At 42.0% G+C, this 24,966-nt stretch carries 20 protein-coding genes and 3 pseudogenes; 3 read left to right on the top strand and 20 right to left on the bottom strand.

Annotated features, from left to right (window positions below; translation table 11 throughout):
* Positions 1-87: 87 nt before the first annotated feature.
* The 16 genes and pseudogenes from PTUN_RS18785 to PTUN_RS18710 form a co-directional block, all read right to left on the bottom strand.
* Positions 88-501 (bottom strand): SRPBCC family protein, encoded by a 414-nt coding sequence (locus PTUN_RS18785; protein WP_009836364.1) that lies wholly within the window; start codon positions 499-501, stop codon positions 88-90.
* Between the two features lie 667 nt (positions 502-1,168).
* A complete protein-coding gene (gene qacE / locus PTUN_RS18775) occupies positions 1,169-1,501 on the bottom strand; it encodes a quaternary ammonium compound efflux SMR transporter QacE (protein WP_009836365.1) in 333 nt (110 codons plus the stop codon).
* A gap of 349 nt (positions 1,502-1,850) precedes the next feature.
* Positions 1,851-2,246, bottom strand: coding sequence for a hypothetical protein (locus tag PTUN_RS18770; RefSeq protein WP_198138416.1), 396 nt, complete (start codon positions 2,244-2,246; stop codon positions 1,851-1,853).
* Positions 2,247-2,664: 418 nt separating this feature from the next.
* Positions 2,665-3,099, bottom strand: coding sequence for a hypothetical protein (locus tag PTUN_RS22525; RefSeq protein ID WP_162892557.1), 435 nt, complete (start codon positions 3,097-3,099; stop codon positions 2,665-2,667).
* Between the two features lie 119 nt (positions 3,100-3,218).
* Positions 3,219-3,485: a hypothetical protein gene (locus PTUN_RS22520; protein WP_009836369.1), complete on the bottom strand. Its 267-nt coding sequence runs from the start codon at positions 3,483-3,485 to the stop codon at positions 3,219-3,221.
* Positions 3,486-3,774: 289 nt separating this feature from the next.
* Positions 3,775-3,921: pseudogene (locus PTUN_RS21860) on the bottom strand (GNAT family N-acetyltransferase); the annotation flags it as partial.
* 76 nt (positions 3,922-3,997) lie between these two features.
* Positions 3,998-4,126: a DUF695 domain-containing protein gene (locus PTUN_RS22310; RefSeq protein WP_162892552.1), complete on the bottom strand. Its 129-nt coding sequence runs from the start codon at positions 4,124-4,126 to the stop codon at positions 3,998-4,000.
* A 259-nt stretch (positions 4,127-4,385) separates the two neighbouring features.
* Positions 4,386-5,360 carry a hypothetical protein gene (locus tag PTUN_RS18750; protein WP_009836371.1) on the bottom strand — a complete coding sequence of 325 codons (975 nt, stop codon included), beginning with the start codon at positions 5,358-5,360 and terminating at the stop codon, positions 4,386-4,388.
* Positions 5,361-5,473: 113 nt separating this feature from the next.
* Positions 5,474-5,818, bottom strand: coding sequence for a hypothetical protein (locus PTUN_RS21850; RefSeq protein ID WP_040643411.1), 345 nt, complete (start codon positions 5,816-5,818; stop codon positions 5,474-5,476).
* Between the two features lie 434 nt (positions 5,819-6,252).
* Positions 6,253-7,143, bottom strand: coding sequence for a hypothetical protein (locus tag PTUN_RS18735; RefSeq protein ID WP_009836373.1), 891 nt, complete (start codon positions 7,141-7,143; stop codon positions 6,253-6,255).
* A 170-nt stretch (positions 7,144-7,313) separates the two neighbouring features.
* Positions 7,314-8,603, bottom strand: coding sequence for a group II intron reverse transcriptase/maturase (gene ltrA / locus PTUN_RS18730; RefSeq protein ID WP_009836374.1), 1,290 nt, complete (start codon positions 8,601-8,603; stop codon positions 7,314-7,316).
* Positions 8,604-9,216: 613 nt separating this feature from the next.
* Positions 9,217-9,825 carry a hypothetical protein gene (locus PTUN_RS18725; RefSeq protein ID WP_009836376.1) on the bottom strand — a complete coding sequence of 203 codons (609 nt, stop codon included), beginning with the start codon at positions 9,823-9,825 and terminating at the stop codon, positions 9,217-9,219.
* A 210-nt stretch (positions 9,826-10,035) separates the two neighbouring features.
* A pseudogene (locus tag PTUN_RS22670) lies at positions 10,036-10,125 on the bottom strand (transposase); the annotation flags it as partial.
* A pseudogene (locus tag PTUN_RS22025) lies at positions 10,114-10,893 on the bottom strand (transposase); the annotation flags it as partial. The pseudogenes PTUN_RS22670 and PTUN_RS22025, both read right to left, overlap by 12 nt.
* A gap of 391 nt (positions 10,894-11,284) precedes the next feature.
* Complete coding sequence (locus PTUN_RS18715; protein ID WP_009836378.1) at positions 11,285-11,665, bottom strand: transposase; 381 nt, start codon at positions 11,663-11,665, stop codon at positions 11,285-11,287.
* Between the two features lie 295 nt (positions 11,666-11,960).
* Positions 11,961-12,566: a hypothetical protein gene (locus PTUN_RS18710; protein WP_009836379.1), complete on the bottom strand. Its 606-nt coding sequence runs from the start codon at positions 12,564-12,566 to the stop codon at positions 11,961-11,963.
* Positions 12,567-13,349: 783 nt separating this feature from the next.
* Between PTUN_RS18710 and PTUN_RS18705 the strand changes: the two genes are divergently transcribed.
* Together PTUN_RS18705 and PTUN_RS18700 are read left to right on the top strand one after the other, a co-directional pair.
* Entirely contained in the window at positions 13,350-17,558 is a 4,209-nt protein-coding gene (locus tag PTUN_RS18705) for a DEAD/DEAH box helicase (protein WP_009836380.1), read from the top strand.
* A 249-nt stretch (positions 17,559-17,807) separates the two neighbouring features.
* Entirely contained in the window at positions 17,808-18,302 is a 495-nt protein-coding gene (locus PTUN_RS18700) for a GNAT family N-acetyltransferase (RefSeq protein WP_009836381.1), read from the top strand.
* Between the two features lie 25 nt (positions 18,303-18,327).
* Here the strand turns inward: PTUN_RS18700 and PTUN_RS18695 are convergent, their stop codons facing one another.
* Both PTUN_RS18695 and PTUN_RS18690 read right to left on the bottom strand, forming a co-directional pair.
* Positions 18,328-19,482, bottom strand: coding sequence for a methanobactin export MATE transporter MbnM (locus PTUN_RS18695; protein WP_009836382.1), 1,155 nt, complete (start codon positions 19,480-19,482; stop codon positions 18,328-18,330).
* Complete coding sequence (locus PTUN_RS18690; protein ID WP_009836383.1) at positions 19,479-20,231, bottom strand: MbnP family copper-binding protein; 753 nt, start codon at positions 20,229-20,231, stop codon at positions 19,479-19,481. The genes PTUN_RS18695 and PTUN_RS18690 overlap by 4 nt, the downstream gene beginning before the upstream one ends.
* 75 nt (positions 20,232-20,306) lie before the next feature.
* Between PTUN_RS18690 and PTUN_RS18685 the strand changes: the two genes are divergently transcribed.
* Positions 20,307-23,060, top strand: coding sequence for a choice-of-anchor B family protein (locus PTUN_RS18685; protein ID WP_009836384.1), 2,754 nt, complete (start codon positions 20,307-20,309; stop codon positions 23,058-23,060).
* A gap of 79 nt (positions 23,061-23,139) precedes the next feature.
* Here the strand turns inward: PTUN_RS18685 and PTUN_RS18680 are convergent, their stop codons facing one another.
* Both PTUN_RS18680 and PTUN_RS18675 read right to left on the bottom strand, forming a co-directional pair.
* Positions 23,140-23,457: a heavy metal-binding domain-containing protein gene (locus PTUN_RS18680; protein WP_009836385.1), complete on the bottom strand. Its 318-nt coding sequence runs from the start codon at positions 23,455-23,457 to the stop codon at positions 23,140-23,142.
* A 34-nt stretch (positions 23,458-23,491) separates the two neighbouring features.
* Positions 23,492-24,853: a leucyl aminopeptidase family protein gene (locus PTUN_RS18675; protein ID WP_009836386.1), complete on the bottom strand. Its 1,362-nt coding sequence runs from the start codon at positions 24,851-24,853 to the stop codon at positions 23,492-23,494.
* Positions 24,854-24,966 lie beyond the last annotated feature (113 nt).

Genomic DNA, 24,966 nt, shown 5'->3' with positions numbered 1-24,966 from the left:
ATGAGTTTGTTGATTGATTTGGATTTGACCGCTTGCGCGGTCAAAAAGATTAGTAATGCCTATTGACGAGAGATCGGCTCATATGTGTTAGTTGCTTTTACTTTCAACATGCTTCTTGAAGTTATTGAGAATACATTGCCAGCCTTGCTTCTGTTGCTCAGTAGAATTTTCATCCTCTGCATCAAATGCTTCAATAACCCGCACACCATTAGAGGTTTCGACGAACTGAACCGTCACAACTCGGTTATCCTCTAGCTCGAAATGAATAGAATCCTTCGGTGAGACTTTGGTAAACCTACCCTCAAAATCAAACCCCATTGAACCGTCTTTTGCTTCCATTCGATAATTAAATTTGCCACCTACCTTCAACTCTATTTCTGCTCTAGGACAGCACCACTCTTCGGTAGCAAAGTTCCACTCAGTTATATCTTCGGGTGTTACCCATCCGCTCCACACAATATCTAGTGAAGCGTTTACTTCTGTTTCAATGCTGATTTTCATTTTTATCTCCTGACATCGCAGATTGTGGCAACTAACGCCGCAATAGAGGCGTATTAAGCTTGGCTAAAATTAGCGAAGAATGAGCGCCAGCCAAGCTTTATACGTCCAATCCATAATTGCCTGGTGTACACCCGACATGGGCATTGACATATGAGGTGAAAGTCCTCTGTAGGAAGATCACCGTTTAAATAACATACTGTTATTAAAAGATAGACACTAGCGAATGGTAAGGGCTAAATCGTGAGAGATAACCCGGAAAAAGCCGCGAAAATTCTTTATAATAAATAGATGAACAAAAACATCATATTAGGCGTAGGCTGAAGACGAGCTAGTACAAGATAGCGAAGTCATGGGATCTAACGGCCACCGAAAATGATGCAGTTGTGCAATGAAAGTTAATGCTCTTATTCGGGGAGAGCTGGATAACATGCGGTATCACCAGTAAAGGCCCTTGTAGAAGTTCAAAAACAAATGGAATTAACATGGCGCTAGGCAATGACTATTTAGTTTCACAAGGTTTAGTGTCATTGAGAAATATTTGGATCAATATTCATTACGGAAGACCAACCGCCCATTGCACTTCCTGTTAATAAAAAGCGCATGATGGGTGGTGTGGGAGCTGGAGGTTAGAGACCTCCGGCTACCTGATTAGATGACTGACTTTTTATTAGTGAGCACTTGCTTTGGAAAGCAAGTTTAAAACTACTACACCACTAACTATGAGCCCCATACCTACAAAGCCCCATGCATCAAGCTTTTGCCCATAAAGCAGCCAGGCAATGGCAGTAATTATGACGACGCCGAGTCCCGACCATACTGCATAAGCAACACCTACAGGGATGGATTTCAGAACCAGAGAAAGAAAATAAAATGCGATGCCATAACCGATTATGACAACGGCGGATGGGGCAAGCTTAGTAAAGCCCTCGCTCGATTTTAATGCGGATGTTGCGACTACTTCGCCAACTATTGCGATAGCAAGAAAAAGCCAGCCTTTCATGATATATCTCCCAATTTGTGTAGGGCTTATAATACACGCTTAAAAATAATAAAAGCAGACTTGACCTGATAGTTTGGCTGTGAGCAATTATGTGCTTAGTGCATATAACGAGGCTGTAGAATTTCTATTTTATAAATTTGGCCATTTTTTTGACCTCCTGTATCGCTTTCTAAGCGACAATCTCGTACTAAGCAATGCATTTGAGCCCCCTTAAATCACCTAAAAACTTGACAAAATGAGTAATTCTACAGCCTCAACGCCGTTGTAACCGGCTAAAAATAGTTGGTTAAAATTAGCTACGAAGGAGCAAAAACCAACTGTATTTTGTCCTTGTTTAACAGCTTATGTTTTATTTATCCATATAAGCTTGAACTGTAATTGTATTTACATGGCAAATATTAGAAGTAACAACAGTATCGTATTGAATCCAATCTACATAACCTTCTTTGATTACAGTAATATCATATTTTCCTTCTCTTTCCCCTGCGATAGAAAAAGTAAAATCTTCATTACAACTATCACCAGATTCATTTGATAGTTCTTCAGTAAAGTCACCATCTTGAACTGTAACAGTTACCCCACATGCATTAGGAAATCCGGTTTCTTTATCAAAAACATCAACCCTAAGGGCGGGAACATATACCGCAGTACAAAAGACAATATCTCCATCTTCGGTTGTTTTTTCATTACAGCCAACTAAAGCAAACAACCCTAAAAGAGATAACATAACCAGCTTTGAATTCACGCACAAATATCCTTATAAAACATAGACATAACTACTCCAACACGGTGCTAGCCTCCGCATTTTCGTGGGTTAGCTTAAAGCCAGAGCCATAATTAGTTTGTCAATTAACTAAACAGCAGAGGCTAGCATGAACAAATGGAAAAACTCGGAAAAACTCCGGAAAAACTGGGAAAAACTCGACACTCATAAATATCTCATTGATTTTATGTTGTTTGTATTAAAAAACAAGACAAAATTCAATACCAAAGGAGGTGGTAAATTGAATAACTGCGGCTTGAGAGAATGTGATGCTGGTTTTTTACTATCGACACCGTTCAGGAGCATAGATTGACTTAAACTTTCCGAATTATCGGTATTCCAGACATCACAAAACTAGGCTGGTGCCTAGCTTACTTACATAAAGGTTAAAAGCTGCGAGTTAACCAACCCCGCGATACCAACTTTGTTGATGTTGATGGGCACATTGTCGAAGGGCACTGGGTTGACCTGCAAAGTTACTATATTGTCGCCTGAAGTTTTGTACAGCTTCAAGCCACACGGCGGTTTCTATTCCCAATTCGACCAGTATTTTAGGTTGAGCTTTACTGATTGCTCCGCGTTTTTTTGGGTCAATGTGACGCCCGCTCCAATCGGCGAGTTCTAGGTAATCGAGTAACTTAAATGGAATGGTTTGGGTGTTTGCATTACTGCCAAACGCCATAAGTTGCTTCGGTTGCTGGGTAACTTGTTCGGTGTTTTCTAACGTGGACTGTTTTTTGTAATACTCAATACGCTCTTGAATTGACGTAAAATCGCTGTCTTGCAGGTTTTTCGCCATTTTGGCTCTGATTGGGTTTAAATCGACGTACATCATGCAACTGAGTACAGCTTGCTCGTCAAGTAGCGCTTGCGACTTAAAGCGCCCCTCCCAAAATCGGCCTGTGCAGTTATCTTCTTTATTCGCTTCTCTAGCAATAAACTCGTTTACTTATTTTAAAACGAAAGTCGCATATACCAACTGATGTCATATAAACGATTTCGCCAAACTTCTACCGTTTTATCAACGCTGTACATATAGGCTTCATCGAGCTTTTCACCTTTACGATAGCGGTCAACCAAAATTGTGCCGTGATACAACTGATACCAGCGCTCAATCACTTCATCCTTTGACCAGTTTAATGCCCTACTTCTATCGACCCTAAGCACCAAATGGTAATGATTCGACATCACCGCATAGGCCGCAATATCAATGGCAAACACTTGCGATAGCCGTTTAAATCGCTCAACTAACCAAGCCCGTCTGTGTTCAAAATTTTGACCGGAATACTTATCAAAACCCGCTAAAAAAGCCCTGCGTACACATCGACTGATGCAGTGCTTATTTATTAAAGGAAAGAAGGAGTGGAGTCTAAATCAATTAACGACCATCTTGCTTGTGCCCCTTTTTTTTGCAAAAAGTAGCCACCAAAACAGGAAGTGATTAATTAAAATTAGACCCACTATTGTGATTTTTCAACAAGATATTTATGGGTGTCTAGTATTTTTTTTAAACGGCGTCAAAATACTGCTCCAAGATTAACGGCTTTAACTCTTGTAGATCTTCTTCAGCCAGAAAATCATGAGTTGCTCGGACTGATGATTCCCAGATTTCTATTAGCTTAAGGTGATCTGCTTTTTTTACGATCTCAATATTCATGACTAAACCCGATTGAAAATTTAACGCTTAGCTCACCGGAAAAATATGAGCGCAGCGAGTATTTTTTCCGGTGCAGCTACTTGTTAGCGGCATTGTTGAAATCCGCGAGTAATTTAGACAAATCAGACCAATCTGGGTCTTCATAAAAATTAATTTCCAGAGGGTATCTTGGATGGCCAGATAGTGCTTCATTAAAATTAGTCATGAATACATCTCGGTCAGCAAAAATACATGCCACTCATAAATATCTCGTTGATTTTAAATAATTTGTATTAAAAATCAATACAAAATCGATATCAAAGGGTGTGGTGGATTGAACGAATGTTGCTTGAGAGGGATTTATATTGCGGCTTTTTACCATCAAAACCGCTGATGCTCATAAATAGACATGAAATATCGGATTTTTAGGCATGATAAAACTAGGCTGTGCCTAGTTTGTTTTAATTCAGGTTAACAGGTGCGAGTTAACCGACCCCGCGATACCAACTTTGTTGATGTTGATGGGCACATTGTCGAAGGGCACTGGGTTGACCTGCAAAGTTACTATATTGTCGCCTGAAGTTTTGTACAGCTTCAAGCCACACGGCGGTTTCTATTCCCAATTCGACCAGTATTTTAGGTTGAGCTTTACTGATTGCTCCGCGTTTTTTTGGGTCAATGTGACGCCCGCTCCAATCGGCGAGTTCTAGGTAATCGAGTAACTTAAATGGAATGGTTTGGGTGTTTGCATTACTGCCAAACGCCATAAGTTGCTTCGGTTGCTGGGTAACTTGTTCGGTGTTTTCTAACGTGGACTGTTTTTTGTAATACTCAATACGCTCTTGAATTGACGTAAAATCGCTGTCTTGCAGGTTTTTCGCCATTTTGGCTCTGATTGGGTTTAAATCGACGTACATCATGCAACTGAGTACAGCTTGCTCGTCCAGTAGCGCTTGAGATTTAAAGCGTCCCTCCCAAAATCGGCCTGTGCAGTTATCTTCTTTAATGGCTTCTATGGCAATAAACTCGTTAAGGTTACGCATATACCAACTGATGTCATAAAGCCTGTTGCGCCACACTTCTACTGTTTTATCAACGCTGTACATATAGGCTTCATCAAGCTGCTCACCCTTGCGGTAGCGGTCAACCAAAATTGTGCCGTGATACAACTGATACCAGCGCTCTATCACTTCATCCTTTGACCAGTTTAATGCCCTACTTCTATCGACCCTAAGCACCAAATGGTAATGATTCGACATCACCGCATAGGCCGCAATATCAATGGCAAACACTTGCGATAGCCGTTTAAATCGCTCAACTAACCAAGCCCGTCTGTGTTCAAAGTTTTGACCGGAATACTTATCAAAACCCGCTAAAAAAGCCCTACGAACACAACGACTGATGCAGTGATAATAAGGAGTGGAGTCTAAATCAATTAACGAACGTCTTGCTTGTGCCATGTGAGCCACCAAAACATGAAGTGATTAAGTAAAAAATAGACCCACTATTGTGATTTTTCAACGAGATATTTTTGGCTGTCTCATCTTTTTTTTCGTTCCGCTGATTGTGTTTGTTAGGCATTTAATTTTTTCACCTTATTAGATGAAACCACAAACATAATAGGGAATGCCCACAAGGAGACTGCCACCAGCGCTGACTTTAAATTGAACATCATAAATAGCGGTGAGAACAGCATTAATAATGGAAGATTAGCTAGTAAACTCACTACACTAGCACCTGGAAAACCGGTACATTCAAAACCAACCAGCATTGCATCATATACATAGCAACCAGAATAGTCCTCACCCTGAAGACCATATTCAGTGGCTAGTACAATGGTAATACCAAGCACAACAGCGATCACTAATACCACTAAGTATATCGTGCAGACAGATTTCGTAAGTTTCCAGAGATTCATCCGTGATGCCTAACGAGGCTGTAGAATTTCTATTTTTATAAATTTGGCCATTTTTTTGACCTCCTGTATCGCTCTCTAAGCGACAATCTCGTACTAAGCAATGCATTTGAGACCCCTTAAAGCACCTAAAAACTTGACCAAATGAGTAATTCTACAGCCTCAACGAGGCTGTAGAATTTCTATTTTTATAAATTTGGCCATTTTTTTGACCTCCTGTATCGCTTTCTAAGCGATAATCTCGTACTAAGCAATGCATTTGAGACCCCTTAAAGCACCTAAAAACTTGACCAAATGAGTAATTCTACAGCCTCAACGCCCAATTAAGGGGTGAACAACGCCACCACCCAACCTACCGCATTGTACCGTAAACACTAAATTTGAAGTAGAAGCAAAAGTGCCAAGCGTTGTGAATCCCTCTTAAATTGCTTGTTATATTAATTTCCTTTGTAATCCTTCACAGTACAAGCCACCCGGTAAAATTGTTTTGGCACCTCGATAGGAGATTCAAAAAACCATTCTACGGTAGGTACTTCCGGCTTAGATAAATCAGCTAATACAGTAGACTGAGAATTACCAATAAAAATAACAGGAATATTACTCTTTAAGTTTCCACACTCATGCTTTGAGTTGAAATCTAGCTTGTGTGCCAATAAGTAAGCCTTCTTTGGCAGTTCTTCTTGGCTAAAATTATCGCTAGACCAAGAATAACCAAAGTACACAACGACAGCAGATAGCCCAGCAAAGAACACTGAATTTAATGGAGGGAAATATTCCGATTTATCTTTGTCATAGAACCTACTTTTACACCACGCCATAACAATCAATAAATGACCTAAGCCAACAACTCCCAGCACAAATATAAATGGAACAAGGTAACTAAAAATTATTAGGGCTGTTGTAAATGTAAGCGTAAATGGAAGAGCTGCAGCATCAACACCAAAAATACCATTTATTATCCCTGCAGCCTTGCCAGTACAAAAAACGACTAACAAGGAAAGCGCAACGGAAGCAGATAGCTTTGTAACAGTAAACTCCCAAAGTGGTTTAAAAAAGGTCATCCTTTCAATGGACATACATAGGTATATAGTCGCAAGCGACACTCCCCACAACTTCAACGCAAATTTGTTATTGTCTATCCATGAAAAATCTGGGTTATCTTGAGAGCCATTTGACAATAAAACAATGGAAACAAAAGCTACAACACCAAATAAGTAGTTCAAGTTAAATTGCTTTTGAGATTCCTTTTTTTCTTCGGCTTTTTCTATTCTTTTCAATGAAAGTAAGATATCCGTTAAATAATCAGACAGGGCTTTACGTTTACGCATTTATCTTTTACACCTTCTACTTTAAAACTATCTATTCTATCGCCAATTCAATAATTAATAATCGTGGTAGAGCGACCCATTACTGGGCCGACCCCACACAGATCCGGACGTGCGGAATTACCGCATCCGGCTCTTCAGTTATATATTCACGCGTGTAAATCAACACGCTCCTAGTACCAATCTACGTGAATAAATCGCTTACTCACTCTTGGTCGCTCAATTGCATAATACATTAGCATCTTCTTGAAATTACTCCAATTGTAACTGCGTCTGCCACTGCGCCTATTCAGCCATTTGTATAAACTGTGCAACACATAACTGTACAATCTATCAAGGCTGCAGCTGTTGTCTGGCAGGCCAAAGTAATTTCGGTATCCCATCAGTTTGCGTTTCAGTTGCGGCATCCAAGTGTTGAGCTTGTTTGACCGCTTGGCTTTGATGTATTGGTAAAACTCGCTCATGCTGGCGCGGTGCTTTTCCGCCCCTGTTCGCCGCCTGAGTCGAGGTTTTCCCTGTGCATCTTTTGCCCAGTAAAAGGCAAAACCAAGAAACACAAATTGCCGTTTTCGACTCGGGTGAAATCGACTAAATCGTAGCAGTGAGGTTTTCTCCTCTGCCACTTCTAAATTGAATTTCTTAAGTCGTTTTGGCAGCACCTCGTAAAATCGCTCAGCATCGTTGGCGTACTGGAACGCACACACAAAATCATCGGCGTACCGGATGAGCATCGCGCGGCCACGCATTCGGGGTTTTACTTTCTTTTCAAACCATAAGTCGAGTGCGTAATGCAGGTAGATGTTCGCCAGTACCGGGCTAATGATCCCCCCTTGCGGCGTACCGCTTTTCGGGTATTCAAATACCCCTTCAGGTGATTTTATGCGGGCTTTAAGCCATTGGCTGATTAAACTCAGCATGGCTTTGTCATCAATGCGTTGTTTGAGCATCTTCATCAGCCAGTTGTGATCAAGGTTGTTGAAGAAGCCTTTAATGTCAGCCTCCACAATGTAACCGTATCCTTTAAACTGAAGATTCAACGCTAAACTGTGCACCGCTTGATGGGCGCTTTTATTCGGTCGGTAGCCATAGCTATTGGGCAGAAAATCCGCTTCCCAGATACTTTGCAATATCTGGCTCACGCCTTGTTGCACCAATTTATCATCCACCGTGGGCAAGCCCAGCGGTCTCTGTTTGCCATTTGCTTTGGGAATAAAGACACGTTTGATGTCATTGGCTCGAAAGCGCTTATGCTTCAGGGCATCGCTCAGTCGAGTAATGTTGCCAACAAGTTGCTGCTGATAAGCAGGCATGGTGATGCCATCAATACCAGCGGCTGCTTGTTTATTGAGCTGACCCCAACTTTGATACAGGAAATCTTCCCTTAGTAATCCGTATAAGTTCTGAAACCTGTGTTTGGGGTGGCGCTGTGATTTAAATGTGATCGCGTTTAGTTCGGTTATCATAGTGAGTCCAGCCCTACATTGTCCGGCCTATGTGTCTGCTAAACACGTGATATAACTGCCAGCCCCTTCGCCATGTGATCGGCTTTCCCGTCTCAAACTACTACGAACTGGTCTGACTGCCAAAGGGTCATCGTTGGCCTTGCTTTTGACTTAGCTTCCCTACCGCGTCCTTGCGGAACACCTTTGGCTCTCTCAAGTTCCTGATGCATCTCTTTAAAACATGCCACGGCTTAATAACTCCGCTGACTCGCCACAACCTCACTCATTACGGTTGCTTTGCTTGGACTTCAGTGGCGTTACAAACCTCGTCAGTCAGACTGTATTTATCGGAGCGATCTCAGCACTTCAGGGACACGGATCCCCTGTGGCCTACTTAATTCTCTGTGTACGCTTCACCTATCTTGTTCGCTGAAAAAAAACAGCTCCGCCATAGGCGCAACACTCGATACGGGTGGTGAGTTAAACCTTACCCGACAGGGACTTGCACCCTGCAAGATGCATCAAGCTTCGCTTGACGCACTAACGCCCTCGTTAATGGGCAAATAATTGTTGGCTAAAATAAGCGACGCAGGAGCAAATAGCCAACTGTTATTTGTCCTGATTTAACAGCTTGTTAAGTGCCCGTTTTCCATAAACTGTATTGTTTATTTCTATCAGTTAATTTTGCCATTGCCTCAAGTCTGGACTCAATTTCAGCCAGAGTTGGGATGCCACACAATTTTCTTTGTTCATCAGGACGAGCATTTTTATTGAAATTTTCCAAATAGTAAATTTCATGTGTTCCATCAGCATTCATTTTTCTATTTAATTGAGTTCCCCATACTTGAGATTTACCAATTTTAAGAAGATATCTATCCTCAGCAGCACACGATAACCAGTTAGCGCTTTTATTATTTGGGTCAAGCGAAGCTGATTTTTTTGAAAGCTCCATTGCCATTTTGTAATGCTTTGGTTCTGAACCATGCTGCATTATCATAGCCGCCGCAAAGTATTCTTCAGAGGATAAACTATCCGTGCTATTTAATAAGCTTTCAACCTGCGAAAGTCTAGCTTTATCTCCTGGGAGCATAACCTCAGTTATATATTTTCTAACTTCATTTTTAGGAAGCGACCGCAAGTGAGTACGAACTGTTTGATCTTCTTTATATAAAGCAATCACATCAATAGCATTTACTTGAGATACAAAAAATGCTGTCGCAATAAAAATCCATTTAAAATTCACCAAAACCTCCTAGGGCATTTAACGAGCCTGTAGATTTACTCGTTTTTAATTTGTTTTTATTAATCAGCAAACCATAACTTAGTTCCTATTTTGATTCAATCGTTTAGGCTGTTTTGAGGTGAGATTTTAAATCGGGGTTTTAGATGGGTTTTCTTGCGGTTTATGTGGGGGTTTTGAGCCCTTTTTAAGTGTAAAAAGGGGTTCCCCTGCTTAATGCACTCTGTTTTGCAGCTTTTCTATATTATGAACCAAGCAATACAGTTGCCACTGGGCATTCACTTTCGTTTGACCACGCAAGGTCAATTTATTCATGCCTTTATTGACGGTGATATTCCGCCTTTTATTTAAAGGAAAGCAGGTTCGATACAGCCTAGTCGTTTGCCATTCCTTGAATAAAAAGGTGTCGTCGTCCCATTGGGCTGTCTATTTTTACTTCATTTTGTCGATGTAACTGACTTTTTTGCGGGATTCATCATTCTTAAACTGCACTTGCCGTCCTGTTTTTATCGGTGGCTTTCGCATACATTGTTGTTGCAGTGGGCAGATTTTACAGTCTTTTAAGTAACCGCAGAATCGGGTGTATTGTTGATGATGGCTGTTGACATTGATACCACTTCGCCACATCTCATTGCCTGCGGGGCAGCGGCAGGTTTGGGTTACTTCATCATAGTGGAAGTCATCTGAGGTAAATAACCGTGGCTTGCCTTTACTGCGTTTTAATCGGCGCTTTTCTTGCTCTGTTTCGTAGGTTTCGCTCTCTTTAAACAGCGGATTGCGTTTTCTAAATTGGTTATCGGCTATGTAACTATCAAAGCCACTTTGCGCCATAAATTCGAGGTTCGCTTCGCTGTTAAAGCCACTGTCTGCGGTGAATTTGATGGCCTGCTCCTTTGACGTTCGGTTTGCGTTGAGTTTATTAAGCTGTTGTTTTAATTGCTCAACGGCTGGCTGTAAGGTTTGTTGCTCTCCCACTGAGCCACACGTTTGTGCTTGTAAAATAATTTGATGTTTATCATCGTTTATCGCAATACCATTGTAGCCTTGTATGGTGCCTTTTGAGGTGGTCATTTTCGCGCACTACTAGCCCTATCCATGGACTCGCCTTTCAGGCCAGCTTCGCTATTAAAATTCATTCCTGATGAATTTTTCAGGGTCGGTGATATTACTTTTAACCGGCTTGTCTTTACTGCCTGTTTTTTCTTCGTGAGTGGCTAAAAACGCGCTTATTTTACCTGCACTTTTATCGAGTTTTTCTTTTTGCTTTAAGTCCTGATTTATCAGTTCTTCACTTAGGCCATCTTGGGCTTGATGACGCTCAATAATGCGTTTGCTTGCCCGTTCTAGCTTTGCTTTTTTGCGGCTTAATTCATCGAATGTACCACTCCATTATTCGTATCGTCCTGATACTCACCTTTCAGGCCAGCTTCGCTGTTCAAATTTATTCCCGCTAAATTTGTCTTTACTTGCATTCGACTTCTTTCGTTAAAATAAAGTGCCAGCCATCAATGGCAAACATGTTGCGGCCTATCAAGTCTTCCTCATCACATATCATCAGCACTTGCGTAAAAAGTGGCTCAATCTGTTCATGCATTTTAGCCACAAAGGCCGCGATTGAGGTGTAATGTGGCTGGATATCACCCGACACACTCATAAATAAAATATTATGCTCGCAAGCCTTTGCAATCCGATGGCTACTGATAAAACCATGTGCATAGCCCAGTAAAATAATTTTTAACGCAGCAGCGCCCGTTTTGTCGTTGTTATACCACGCGTCAAACCCCGACAAGTCGAGTTTATTTCCGACAATATAACAAAGGGCATATTCAAATGTGCCAGGCAAAATTTGCTCAGCGAAATTGATAGGAATGAATTTATTTTGGCAGGATAAGTCAGGCTTGGCTCCTAACCCAACGAAAGAGCCATAACACGTTACCGTGGGTGAATAATATCTATTAGATCACAGTCACCCGGTGGGTTCAAGGTTAAAAATCGAGCAAAGAAAGAAGTGTAGAATCAGTCCCTAAAACAAGTAATTCTACAGCCTCAACGCCGCAATCAACGGTAGCTAAAAGTTGGCAGTAAATTTGCGAAAGCAAATTTGGTGACGACTTTTAGATATCCGCTGCATTGCTTTGTTAGGCTTTTTCCTCTTCGGACGTAGATATTTTTTCACTTTCTACAATCTTTCTGTTTCTGTTAAGTAGCAAGCGAATTGCTAACGCACCAATAATTACATATAAAGGGAATAATAATCCTTTAGCTCTTTCAACATGTGTCTTTGCTTTATATGTTGAATCCAATACAAATACTTTGCCACCAAATTTGTATTTCTTATTGAACTCCGAAAGCATATCAGAAGATAAGCTTGCCCCATCTTCAAGCAGACCAGTCATATCGACCTCATTTACCATATCACTAATAGTTGGCTCTAACGACCGCTTTAATATGTAGCTAGCAACGCCATCGCTATTAACCACAGGAATATAAAAAAATGAACTTAATTTAGCCTTCGCCTTTTTGGTGGTAAGGCTCTCCTCATATGCATTGGTAATATCAAGCCTTCCACCCTGAATCCTCACATAGCTATTTGGCTCAACACCACTATTTAGAGAACTAGACTTAAGCTCTATTGGGGATGAATTAACATCCCACTTTTCCTTAATATCCCATGCACGCACACCAAATAGCAAAAGCCCTAGAACCAAGCCATATCCTGTGATTTTTAAAATGATATTTTTCATTACGCCGTCCCTATTTTAGTTATAAAATCTTACTTATAGCCTAACGAGCCTGTAGATTTACTCGTTTTTAATTTGTTTTTATTAATCAGCAAACCATAACTTAGTTCCTATTTTGATTCAATCGTTTAGGCTGTTTTGAGGTGAGATTTTAAATCGGGGTTTTAGATGGGTTTTCTTGCGGTTTATGTGGGGGTTTTGAGCCCTTTTTAAGTGTAAAAAGGGTTTCCCCTGCTTAATGCATCCTGTTTTGCAGCTTTTCTATATTATGAACCAAGCAATACAGGGCTCTTAATACTCGGCGGTGGTGAAACAATTTTAACAACTGAGTTTTCGGTGGTGAAAAAGAAGGTTAACCACCGAGGTTAAGAGAAACACAGAGGAAAGAAAAAGCTATTTATTAGTTGGCTTTACTCACTTAGTTTTTCTCGGTGAGCGAAGCTTCGGTGTACTCTGTGGTAAAAAAATACTCGGTGGTAAAATCACAATTCAACAAAGTAGCGTCAGGTTAATGCCCAACCATAAAAACCTGCCGAGCTGCGCTCGCCTTCGCAAGCAGGCTTGCACCGACCCCTTAACGCTACAATGGGCATTTGCTGCTTTTTAATTCAGGCGCTCGGATATCATATTTATGATTAAGATATAAAAACGCACCGCGTTGTTACCAAAGTATCTCGAAGGGTCGAATTCATTAAGTTCGAGCAAGTAATTCTGTGTGTTTTTGTATCCCGACTCGCGTTATAGTAGCCGCACTGCACTTTTACTAACAAAAACACAGCTTTTCTTATGATTATCAATGCCCAAACGTCGCAAAAAACAGCAGCGCTTTATCACGCTTATTTAGCCCTTAATCTGCCCGAGCAGTGGCTGCTCAAAATTCTTGCGGTTATTTATAAGCCGGTATCAAGTGGCAACATAAATCGGCTTTTGCGTTTGTATCAACAACATTTTTTGTTTGAGTGGCCTGAAGGGTTTATCAGCTTAAAACCTGAAATGAAAAAGCAATTGATAGCAGAGGGCTTTATCAGCTCAAGTCATAAAGGCATGCACATTTCACCTTATTTGGCAGCGCGACTGACCCGCGAGAGCTTGGCAGACAATCATTTTTTAACTATTTTAGACATCGCCGAACAGGTTGTGCCGGTGCTTAATATGTACGAATGGGAACGCACCGAAGAAGATGAACAGCGTTTGGCACGCGACTTTTATTTTATCGGCAACTTTAAACATCTTGAAAAAATACTGGCGTTTCATAAAAACCCGCAAACAGTCAATCATGTTCGCAATCAGGTATTAGTTGAGTGTTGTTTTATCGAATTTGATTTAAACCACTTTGTTACGCTGCCCCCCGATATCCAATATCAAGCATTTGCCAGCTGGTTTTATCTCATTCGCCAACATGGTGAACCGGCGCACTTTGCACTGGATTTATTAAACAATGTACAGCGATTGCAGCCCGAGCATGAACTCTTAGCGCTATTGTTGGCAGAGCAATATCTGTATGCGGGTCAATTAACACAAAGTGCCGCGTTACTCGCACCATTAAAAAGTACTTGTTATCATCTTGCACTGCAAGCAAGCCTTGCCTTAATGAACAATCAACCAGAGCAAGCGCAGCAGCTATTTAGCCAAGCGCTGGCTGCAAAGCAGAAATACGGTAAACGAAAACAGCCTCATTTATCGGGGCCGCTCGGTATCTTGCATACTTTGACCTTACTCATCAGAGGAAATACGGTCGATGCCAGCATTTTTGAGCAAGCTCGTGCTCACATTGAAGGGGAGTTACAAGAGAAAAAACCATTCGATAACAGCCTTTATGTTGCTCAATTTCTGTTAGGCACTTTGCGCAGCCTAAGCCACGCTTGTCAGTATTTTTCTCATGCTCACACTTTGGACTTTTTAAACGAACAGCACCCTTTTTACGCGCATATTGTCAATTGGCTCGATGCCTTATCACAACATTGGATTAACCATCAAATAAGCGCTCCTAGCCAAGTATTGTTAATGCAAGCGATTGATTTTTTTAAGCAAGCCGAGCTATTTTTATTCGCACGCCTTGCTCAACAATTACTGGCCACCCCAGCTATCGATAGCCAAGACGTGGACGAGCCACTCTTATTTAATATCGCAGGTATTATCGAACCTAAACACAGCTGGGACATTGCGCTTGAGCAACTACTTGCACTGAACCCAGAAGCCATTGATAACGTTGTAGAAAAACCAACACGCCTCATTTGGGAAATAACTCTCAACCCTTATGAGGTGTCGTTTAGTGCACGTGAACAAAAACAAAGCGCCAGTGGCTGGAGTAAAGGGCGGACTGTTTCTTTAAAGCGATTGCGCGAAAACCCACAGCAAATTAGTTATTTAACAGAACAAGACCGCGCCTTGTGCCATGCTATTTCGGTGGCACAAGGTTGGTATTCGAATCAAAAAGAGTATTACCTAAGCGGTGCCAAAGCCCTATTAGCCGCCAAAAATGCACCTAATTTATATCTAGAAAATGCTTTGGCTGCGCCGATTTCGTTAAGCCAAAAAGAGCCTGAATTATTAGTCACCCAGCAAGGCAGCCATTACATACTCAGCATTGCCAACGTACCGAGTATCGATGACAGTCAAAGCGCACAACCTTTTTCAATTTACGAAAGTGCTGCTGGGCACTATGAATTTACCCTTTTTGACGCCCAACATTTAAAAATCGCCAAAATTATTGGCGAAGAAGGCTTGGCCATTCCTATTGCTGCCAAAGACAAAGTGCTGGCCAGTGTTAATGCGATTGCGCCGCTGCTTAATATTCACTCAGACTTGGCCGAACTCGATACCGGCTTAGCTACTGTTTTAGCTGATGAGCATTTATACATTAATGTGCAGCCTTTTCACGAGGGCCTTGAGTTTAATTGCTATACCATGCCTTTTGGTGAGCAAGGCCCCGCATTTAAACCCAGCATCGGCAGTGCAAAAATCACCACCGAAATCAATCAGACTCGTATTGCCACCACCCGAGATTTAATGAAGGAGCAACAGCAATTAGATCAGCTTGATACCCTCTGCCCTGCTTTTTTAAACATGCATGATAATCAGTTAGCGCTGCCGGACTTACAAAGCGCCCTTGAAGCACTTGAGCAACTAGAGCTGACTTGCACTGATCCTAACAGCCCGCTTGCCATTAAACTGCGCTGGCCAAAAGGTAAAAAATTTCATTTAAGTAAACCCCTGCAAAGCCAACATATGCAATTGGCAATGACCAAAAAGAACCAGTGGTTTAACTTAAACGGATCATTACAAGTCAATGATGAAAAAGTCATTGAGTTAAAAGCCCTGCTGGCCCTCATCGATAATCAACAAGGCCGATTTATTGCCTTAGATAATCAACAAATTCTTGCGCTGTCAGATGAATTAAAACAACGGCTAGTGAGCTTAAATCAAGCCACCGACCAAGGGCAATTTCATCCTCTTGCCAGCCTGCAAGTGCAAGAAGCCATCACACCCATGCGTATGAAAACCCTTGATGCATGGGATGAACAAACCAAAAAAATGCACCAAGCAAATGCAATTACCCCAACCATTCCCAGTACCTTACAAGCCAGTTTGCGTGAGTACCAGCTCCAAGGCTTTGATTGGGCAAGCCGCCTTGCCCATTGGGGCGCCGGCGCTTGTTTAGCTGACGATATGGGATTGGGCAAAACACTGCAAGCACTGGCCTTATTACTAGCCCGGGCAAAAGATGGCCCAAGTTTAGTCATCGCGCCGACATCGGTGTGCTTTAACTGGCAACAAGAAGCGAAAAAGTTTGCTCCCACGCTTAATTTACATTTATTTTCAGACACCGCCGCAGGCGAGGCGCGCCAAGCGCTCTTAAGCGGTTTAGGGCCCTTTGACTGCATGATAATCAGCTATGGTTTACTGCAAAGAGAAAGTGAATTATTACAACAATTTACTTGGCATACCATTGTTGCCGATGAAGCCCAAGCATTAAAAAACCCGCTGGCAAAACGTACCCAAGCCGCCTGCGCACTTAAAGCGCCCTTTAAAATCATTACCACCGGGACGCCAATCGAAAATAACCTCACGGAACTGTGGAGCTTATTTCGGTTTATAAATCCTGGATTACTCGGTAATTTAAAACGCTTTAACCAGCGGTTTTCAATTCCTATTGATAACGCCAAACAAGATCCAACCGCTGCTCATAAAGCGAGAGCTGGCCTTAAAACACTGATAAAACCCTTTATGCTCAGACGCATGAAACACCAAGTATTGACCGAGCTGCCACCGCGCACCGACATTAATCTCACCGTGACGTTAAGTGAAGATGAACACGCATTTTATGAGGCGCTCAGACAAACGGCCATTACAAAATTAACCGAGGCTAGCAACCACAGTAATGCCGCAGAGCAGCGCATTCGCATGTTGGCAGAACTAACAAAACTGCGCCAAGCATGTTGCCACCCTGCACTCATCATGCCCGATACCACATTAACTAGCTCAAAATTAGCCGCTTTAAATACCTTGCTTATTGAGCTGCAACAAAATAACCACAAAGCTCTGATTTTTAGCCAATTTGTTGGGCATTTAGCCTTAATAAAACAGCATTTAGACGCTCAAGATATTAGTTATCAGTATCTTGATGGCAGCACCCCGACTAAAGAGCGCCAACAGCGCGTCAATGCCTTCCAACGTGGCGAAGGTGATGTATTTTTAATTAGTTTAAAAGCCGGTGGCTCGGGGCTTAATCTTACCGCCGCTGACTATGTCATTCATATGGATCCATGGTGGAATCCTGCGGTGGAAGAACAAGCATCCGACCGCGCCCATCGCATGGGTCAACAACGCCCTGTCACTGTTTATCGGCTTATCGCCAAAGGCACCATCGAAGAGCAAATTGTCGCGATGCATCAGCATAAACGCGACTTAGCCGACACCTTGCTAGCCGGTAATGAAATGGCCACCAAGTTATCGGTTGATGACATGTTAGGATTATTAAAAGACACCTTTTAAGGCACAACGCTGCGTTACTTGTTTAGCCAACGCTTGGCAAAATACGTGGATTATAATTAACAATTTATGCTAATTTTAATTAACTGTTTTATTTACAAATATTGCCTTTGTGGCACTATTTGTACAGCTGAATAATCTTATTGATTATTTTAAATAATGACTGGATGTCATCATGGCAAACCATGTGAAAATGACTCTCGGTTTTAATACTACTTGGTTAATGTTTGGTTTTTAGTTGTATAAAACCATATGATAAAAAAACAAGATAATCAAAAAACCCAAGCAGAGGTAACAATGAAGATTGAGCTCAGAAAAGCAATACCAGCAGACTCTGCCTTTTTACTAGAATTACGAGGGCAAACCATGGGCCCGCATATTGCGGCGATGGGCCTACCAACAAGCAAAGAAGACTATCTTGAGCGGGTTAATTATCGCTTTGACGATGCCAAAATAATCATGGTCGATAACCACCCCGCGGGGTTATTCAAAACCTGCTTTTTAGCCGATAAAAACCAATGGTTTTTAGTGCAAATTCAGGTGCATCCTGATTTTCAAAACCGCAGAATCGGCTACACCCTTGTTAACCAATTGCTTGAGCAAGCTGCGCACGATCACGCTGATGTCTATTTAACGGTATTTAAATCAAATCCCGCGCAGCACCTATATTTGCGTTTAGGATTTAAACAAGTAGGCGAAACAGAACATGAATATGAAATGCTCTGGACACCCAAAAGCGCTTTGTAAACCAAGTACTTTATAATCAAAATCACTATTTTAATGCTTGGTGATTTTGGGAAGATACAAACGGATTACTAAACGCGGCATTGGTTAAAAACGCTTGGTCGGTTAGCGAGTTTAAAAAGGCCAGTAAATCGTTTTTTTCACTTTCGCTTAATTCAAACCCCTTCACAAAAGGGCTTTTATGGCTATTTTGGCGGCCGTCGCCGATATAATCACCTTGAGTAACATTGCGTCCACCTGCGGCGTAAATATCAACAACATCAGCTAATGTGGCGACACTGCCATCGTGCATATAGGGCGCACTTTTTGCGATATTTCGCAGGGTTGGCGCTCGAAATGCGCCGTTATCGCGCTGCTCTAAGGTCATTTCAGCCAAGCCTATATCCTTGTTTGGATAAGAATTTTCCTGATTGTATAACCCCGTATTATGAAAAGGGCGACGGTCAAGCAGCTGCTTTTCATGACTGGTCGATTGAGTAAAGTTAAAGCCGCCATGGCAATGATGGCACTCTAAACGCTCTGAAAAAAACAAGTTCATACCACGCAATTGGCTTTCGTTGAGCGCATTATCATCAAGGCCATAAGCGTATTGATCAAATGGGCTGGTAAAAGATACTAAACTGCGAACAAAACTGGCAATCGCCTGATTAATCTTATTAAAACTCACTTCGGTTGAACCAAATGCGGCCACAAATAACGTTTGATAGTGGCCATTATTAAAACGTGCTAGTACTGTTTGTTCATGACCTGTAATGCCCATTTCCACAGGCGTCTCACCAAACAGTGGCAGCAACATTTGCAGCTCGATTGAATCTAAACTCGGATGCGCCCAAGTGAGGGTTTTATTATAAGCAATATTGACCAAAGCTTGGGCATTGCGACGATGGCGCTCTCCAGTAGAACCTACCGATACCTTTAAAGGCTCTGCAAATGCATGGGGTTGCTGATGGCATGAGGCACAACTTTGTGTTTGATTAGCTGACAAATTAGTGTCGTAAAACAAAAACCGCCCTAGGGCGACTTTTTCGTCGCTCATTGGGTTATCACTGGGTACCTGTGGTTTTGGAAATCCTTCAGGGATAGCCCATTGATATGCTGGCGCTGACGTTTTTTGTTCGCAGCCAAACAAGTTTAAAAAAATCAGACTTAAAAAAATCAGGCTTAAAAAGAAGTGTCGGTTCACTGATAAAAGACCTTATCGCGCTGTAATTGGCCAAATAAACGCAAGCAAACGGGGTTGTTTTGCTCGCTCATACAACGGTTATCTTGATTAAGCGTCACGTCTTTGAGCAATACGGCTAAATCAAGATAAATTGGCTGATTTACTTTAAAGTCTTTGAGTGTAATGGTAACTAAATTTGGATGCTGGCAGGGCGTTTTTGGCGCGCGTAAACTTGATACTGCATCACAGCCCGTTGAGCCTAAATGATAGGAAAACGAACGGGCATCAGATGGATTCGCCACATCTAGCCGTAAAAATTTATGGCCCATTTGCCAACTCCAAAACATATCGGCTTGATCTAAAGGCGCAGGGGCGCGAAGCGGATTATTATGATTAAGCTCAAACGGGACTCCTAAATCAAAGCTTAACGTTCCCTCTTCAAAATCTGGCGCTGATAACGCACTAAGCTGCCAATAATCGCTTTGTTGGCACTGCCCGCCCACTAAACCTATTGTAGGATTACTATTGACGGTAGTTTGCAAACTAAACTCTTGTTTTTGCATGTCATTTTCTAAAGTCAGGTTAGTAACAAAAAATTGCAAGGTACGAATTTGCCAACCGGTCTGCTGTTGATGCTGCCAAGTTTTTTCACATTCAATTGGCGCACCATTATAAACAGGTATAAATTTGAACGTGACGGGCGTTTCTGGCTGACACGCTACTAATAATAAGCATCCAACTGCACAGGCCAATCGTTTATAAAAATACACTTGTACCTCAACTCATAAAACGTTATTTTGTTAAAAAACTGTAAGTAAAACAGATTATAAACACAGGAACGCACAATGAACCAGCACTCATTTCTCATCCCACTTGGACTCAGTTTACTGTGCTCAAGCCAGCTTGTTTTAGCACATGCTGAGCATGATAAAGCCCGATACGTCGCCCAAAGCGGTAAAGATGCAGGTAAATGTGACAACCCTGTGCGCCCTTGTCAAAGTATTCATTATGCGGTGCAACAAGCTAATAAAGGCGACAAAGTGCTGGTTGCCAGTGGCCACTATGCCATGAGCAACGAATCTGATTTATTTTATTTACAAAGCCAGCTGGTGCCCGTTAAAGGGGGCTTTAATAAATTTGACCATTTCCAAGTACAAAGCCCTGATGTCAACCAAACGGTGCTCACTGGCGTACCAGAAGTACTGCGCGAAACCCTAAGTGACGCAGGCTTTAAAGTCATGGCCGATACCAAAGGGGCATATATTTCAGCCGATTTAACTAAACGTTTGGCCAATTTTGAAATGCTGAGCCAAACCCAACAAAATTTAAGCTGTAACAATGGCCAAGCTGGTAACTTCGCCTGTAATAAGGTTGATTTAGTATCACATACGCCAATGGCGACCGGTGTTTCGGGCTCTGATGTCTGGGGGCACGTAGATTTAAACTCAGGCATTGAATACGCCATTATGGGTTACAGCAATGGCACAAAAGTATTTAGCTTGGCCAACCCCGAAAACCCTGTTGAAGTGGGTCATATTAGCGGTTCAAGAACCAGTTGGCGCGATATTAAAGTATATCAATACTTTGACACAGACTTTGCCAGCTATCGGGCTTATGCGTATGTCACTTCTGAGGGCAGTGATGGTATTCAAATCATCGATTTAAATAACTTACCGCAATCGGTTACCCTTGCCAAACGAGATAGTTCAGTCGGATCTGCTCATAATATTTATATCAGCAATGTCGATTACACCTTAAACAGCAAGCTCACCAATGCTGAACCTGCGGTACAAATTGTCGGAGCAAAAACCTTTGGCGGGGCATTTATTAGTTATTTACTAAGCGATGCTAAAAATATTACTCGCGTTTATACGCCGGCTGTTTCATCTCGCAGTAATTACACCCACGATGCCACCTCAATCCAAATCGAGGATGAACGTAACCAGCGCGATTGTATCAACGGTTCTGCATTTGGCTGTACTTTAATGGTCGATTTTAACGAAAATGAAGTGCGTTTTTGGGATGTCACTAATCCACAAAAGACCCAAGAACTCAGCAGCATTGGTTACGATGATGTTGCGAAAGAATATCAATATGTCCATTCAGGTTGGTTCAGTGACGATAAACAATATGTATTTGTTCATGATGAGTGGGATGAAAACTACGGTGGCCTCAATACCACTGTACGAGTATTAAATATTGAAGATTTAAATACTCCAACACTGGCAGGTATGTGGCAGGGGCCAACTAAAGCCATTGATCATAATGGTTTTGTGCGCGGCAATCGTTATTATATGTCGAACTACGAGCGCGGTTTAACCATTTTAGATATCACCGACCCCACCACCCCTCATGAAGTAGGTTTTTTCGACTCATTTCCAAGCTCCGATAACAACGCTTATCATGGCGCATGGGGCGTTTACCCTTATTTACCTTCGGGTTTAATTCTTTTGAGCGACATCAACAGCGGTTTATATGTTTTAAAAGAGCACACCCGTGATGTTGCAAAAGGCAGCCTTTCGTTCCAAAGTGCAACCATTGCAAGTGCACGCGACACCACTCTGAGCATTGCTGTAAGTCGCAATAAAACCGATGGCACAGCAACAAAAGTGGGCTATGAAACCATTCCTGGTAGTGCGCAGCACAATGTTGATTATCAAGGGGTTAAAGGTGTACTTGAATGGGATGGCAATGACATTGCTGATAAAACGTTTAATATTGCCATTATGGCAGCAAACCCAAATGCATTAAAACAATCGTTTTTTGTTCGCTTATTTGATCCTAAAAATGGTGCCACACTTGGCGAGCATCATTATTTGCGTATTAACCTTGCGGGTAAACTCAACTCGGGCAAAGTAAGCTTTAGTCCAAGTAAAAACACCATTGCAGAAAACCAAGGCAATTACGCCGCAACAGTGATCAGAACCGGTGGCAGCGAAGGTGAGCTCAACATCAATTATAAAGTTGTACCGACTTCAGCGTCGCAACAAGATATTGAAACAATACAAGGCACATTGACATGGGCCGATGGCGATATTAGTAATAAAACAATTCGCTTTAATATCATTGATGATACCGAGTCAGAACAAAATGAAATAGTAGAAATTCAACTTAGCCATGACAGTGATCCAAGCCTAATTGAACAAAATACCTATCAAGTCACTATTTTAGATGATGAAAATAACCAAGCGCCAAGTGTCGATGCAGGCCCTGATTTTGAAGAATCGACCAATATCAGTTTTGATTATACCGGTGCTTCGGTAAACGATGCTGAAAACGATTTACTGACTTATAGCTGGAAGCAACTCTCTGGCCCGACCGTGACATTAACGCAAGTGGTTGATCATGTTTTAAATATTAAAACTGGCAGCGAAGCCGGTGATTGTGTCATTGAGCTTACCGTCACAGATGAGCGCGGAGCCAGCACTCGCGATAGCGTTACCTTAAAAATTGTTGGTGCTGAAGTTGTAACCCCGCCACCCCCTCCGCCAGTGGTTATTCCAGAAGAACCAAAGAAAAGTTCATCGGGCGGTGCGTTATCAATATTTTCGCTATTAGCCATGTTTATTGGTATTCGAAGAATTAAAAAACGCGTTTAATTGATTTAACAAAGCAATAAAAAAAGCCCGCAATGTAATGCAACACTGCGGGCTTTTTAACAACGTCTATTCTCGATAATTAACGACTAAAACGTACTGCGGTTCCAAAGACCAATAACTCCGAAGCACCGTCAACAATGGCACTGGTAGTATAACGCACACCGACAATGGCATCTGCGCCAAGCATAGTCGCTTGTTCAATCATACGGTCAGTCGCAATGTTACGTGCTTCTGTCAGCATTTCGGTATAGCCGCGGATCTCGCCGCCTACGATACTTTTAAGCCCAGCCATAATATCGCGCCCTATGTGTTTAGATTGCACCACATTGCCCGTTACCACCCCAAGCACGGCGCCAATTTCTTTCCCTGCAACTGTGTCTGTTGTGACATATAACATATAAAAATCCTTCTGTTAGCTGATTAGAATACCTTTATTGGTAGCGAGTAGCTAAAAACTCAAATGCCGCCCGTACACCAAATGCTTCGCCACCAATTGGGCGACCCGGTAATTTACGGTTATTCCACGCCATAATGTCAAAATGTACCCAAGGTGTGCTTGGCTCAACAAAGGCTTGTAAATAAAGCGCGGCAGTAATAGCGCCGCCAAATGGGCTTGGCGCGCAATTAGATAAATCGGCAATATCGCTTTTGATCAAATCTTTGTATGGTTTGTATAAAGGCAAGTGCCATACCGCATCATCTACTTTTTGACCCGCGGCAATTAGCCCTGTTGCAATATCATAATGATCGGTAAAAAACCCCGGTAACTCAGTACCTAGCGCAATACGACACGCACCGGTTAATGTTGCAAAATCAACAATTAAATCGGGATTTTGGCTTTGTGCTTCGGCCAATGCATCACATAAAACTAAACGCCCTTCGGCATCGGTATTATCAATTTCAACGGTTAACCCTTTACGAGTTTGCACCACATCACCTGGGCGAAATGCATTACTAGACACTGCATTTTCAACCGCAGGTACTAACACTCTTAAACGCACTGGTAATTTGAACGCCATGACTAAATAGGCAAGACCAATAACATGCGCCGCGCCGCCCATGTCTTTTTTCATGTAGCGCATACCTGCGCCTGGTTTTAAATCTAAGCCACCTGAATCAAAACACACGCCTTTGCCAACAAGGGTTAACTTAGGTGCAGATTCTAAACCCCAATTGAGTTCAATCAGACGTGGTTTATTTTCGCTTGCACGACCAACCATGTGGATTGTTGGATAGTTTTGTTCTAATAATTCATCGCCGACAATTTCACTAAACTGACCATCAAATTGCTGTGCTAAGTCTTGCATCACCTCAGCCAAATGCTGCGGCATCATATCTGCTGCTGGGGTATTGACTAAATCTCGTACTAACGACGTACCTTTTACTAAATGCTGATATTGCTGTAGTTCATCTTGGTTATTAATCACCAATTGAGCTTTGTCTTTAACGACTGTTTTATAATTATCAAAGCTGTAATGACCCAGCGCCCAACTAAAGGCGATTTGTTTACGAAGGGCGGCATCGGTATTGGTCAGCAAGTATTGACCAACTGGAAGCTGACTCACTAAATCACCACATAACCAATAAGAATTAAGGTCTTTAACAAAATAAACAACTTGCTGTAACTGGCCCGTTGTTTGTGGCACCAATACGACACCTTCACCACTAAAGCCCGTTGCATTTAACCAGTTTTGTACATAACTCGATTGCTGACTTTGCCATTGTTGGTAATCAGCAGACGCTAAAATTTCAAGAGGTGTGCCGTTTTGGCCAAAAATTAATGCTTGTTTCATATTTAACTCAAATTGTTACTCAACTCGTTTGAGCATACCAATTTCATTGCCACAAAGGTATAGCTTGTCAGTTAAATCTAGCAATGCGTCGAATTTGAAAATAAAGACAGGAA

Origin of the sequence: Pseudoalteromonas tunicata (assembly GCF_002310815.1) — a bacterium.
Classification (GTDB): domain Bacteria; phylum Pseudomonadota; class Gammaproteobacteria; order Enterobacterales; family Alteromonadaceae; genus Pseudoalteromonas; species Pseudoalteromonas tunicata.
Note: the sequence above shows the minus strand (reverse complement) of the source record. Positions and strands in the feature narration are given on the sequence as shown.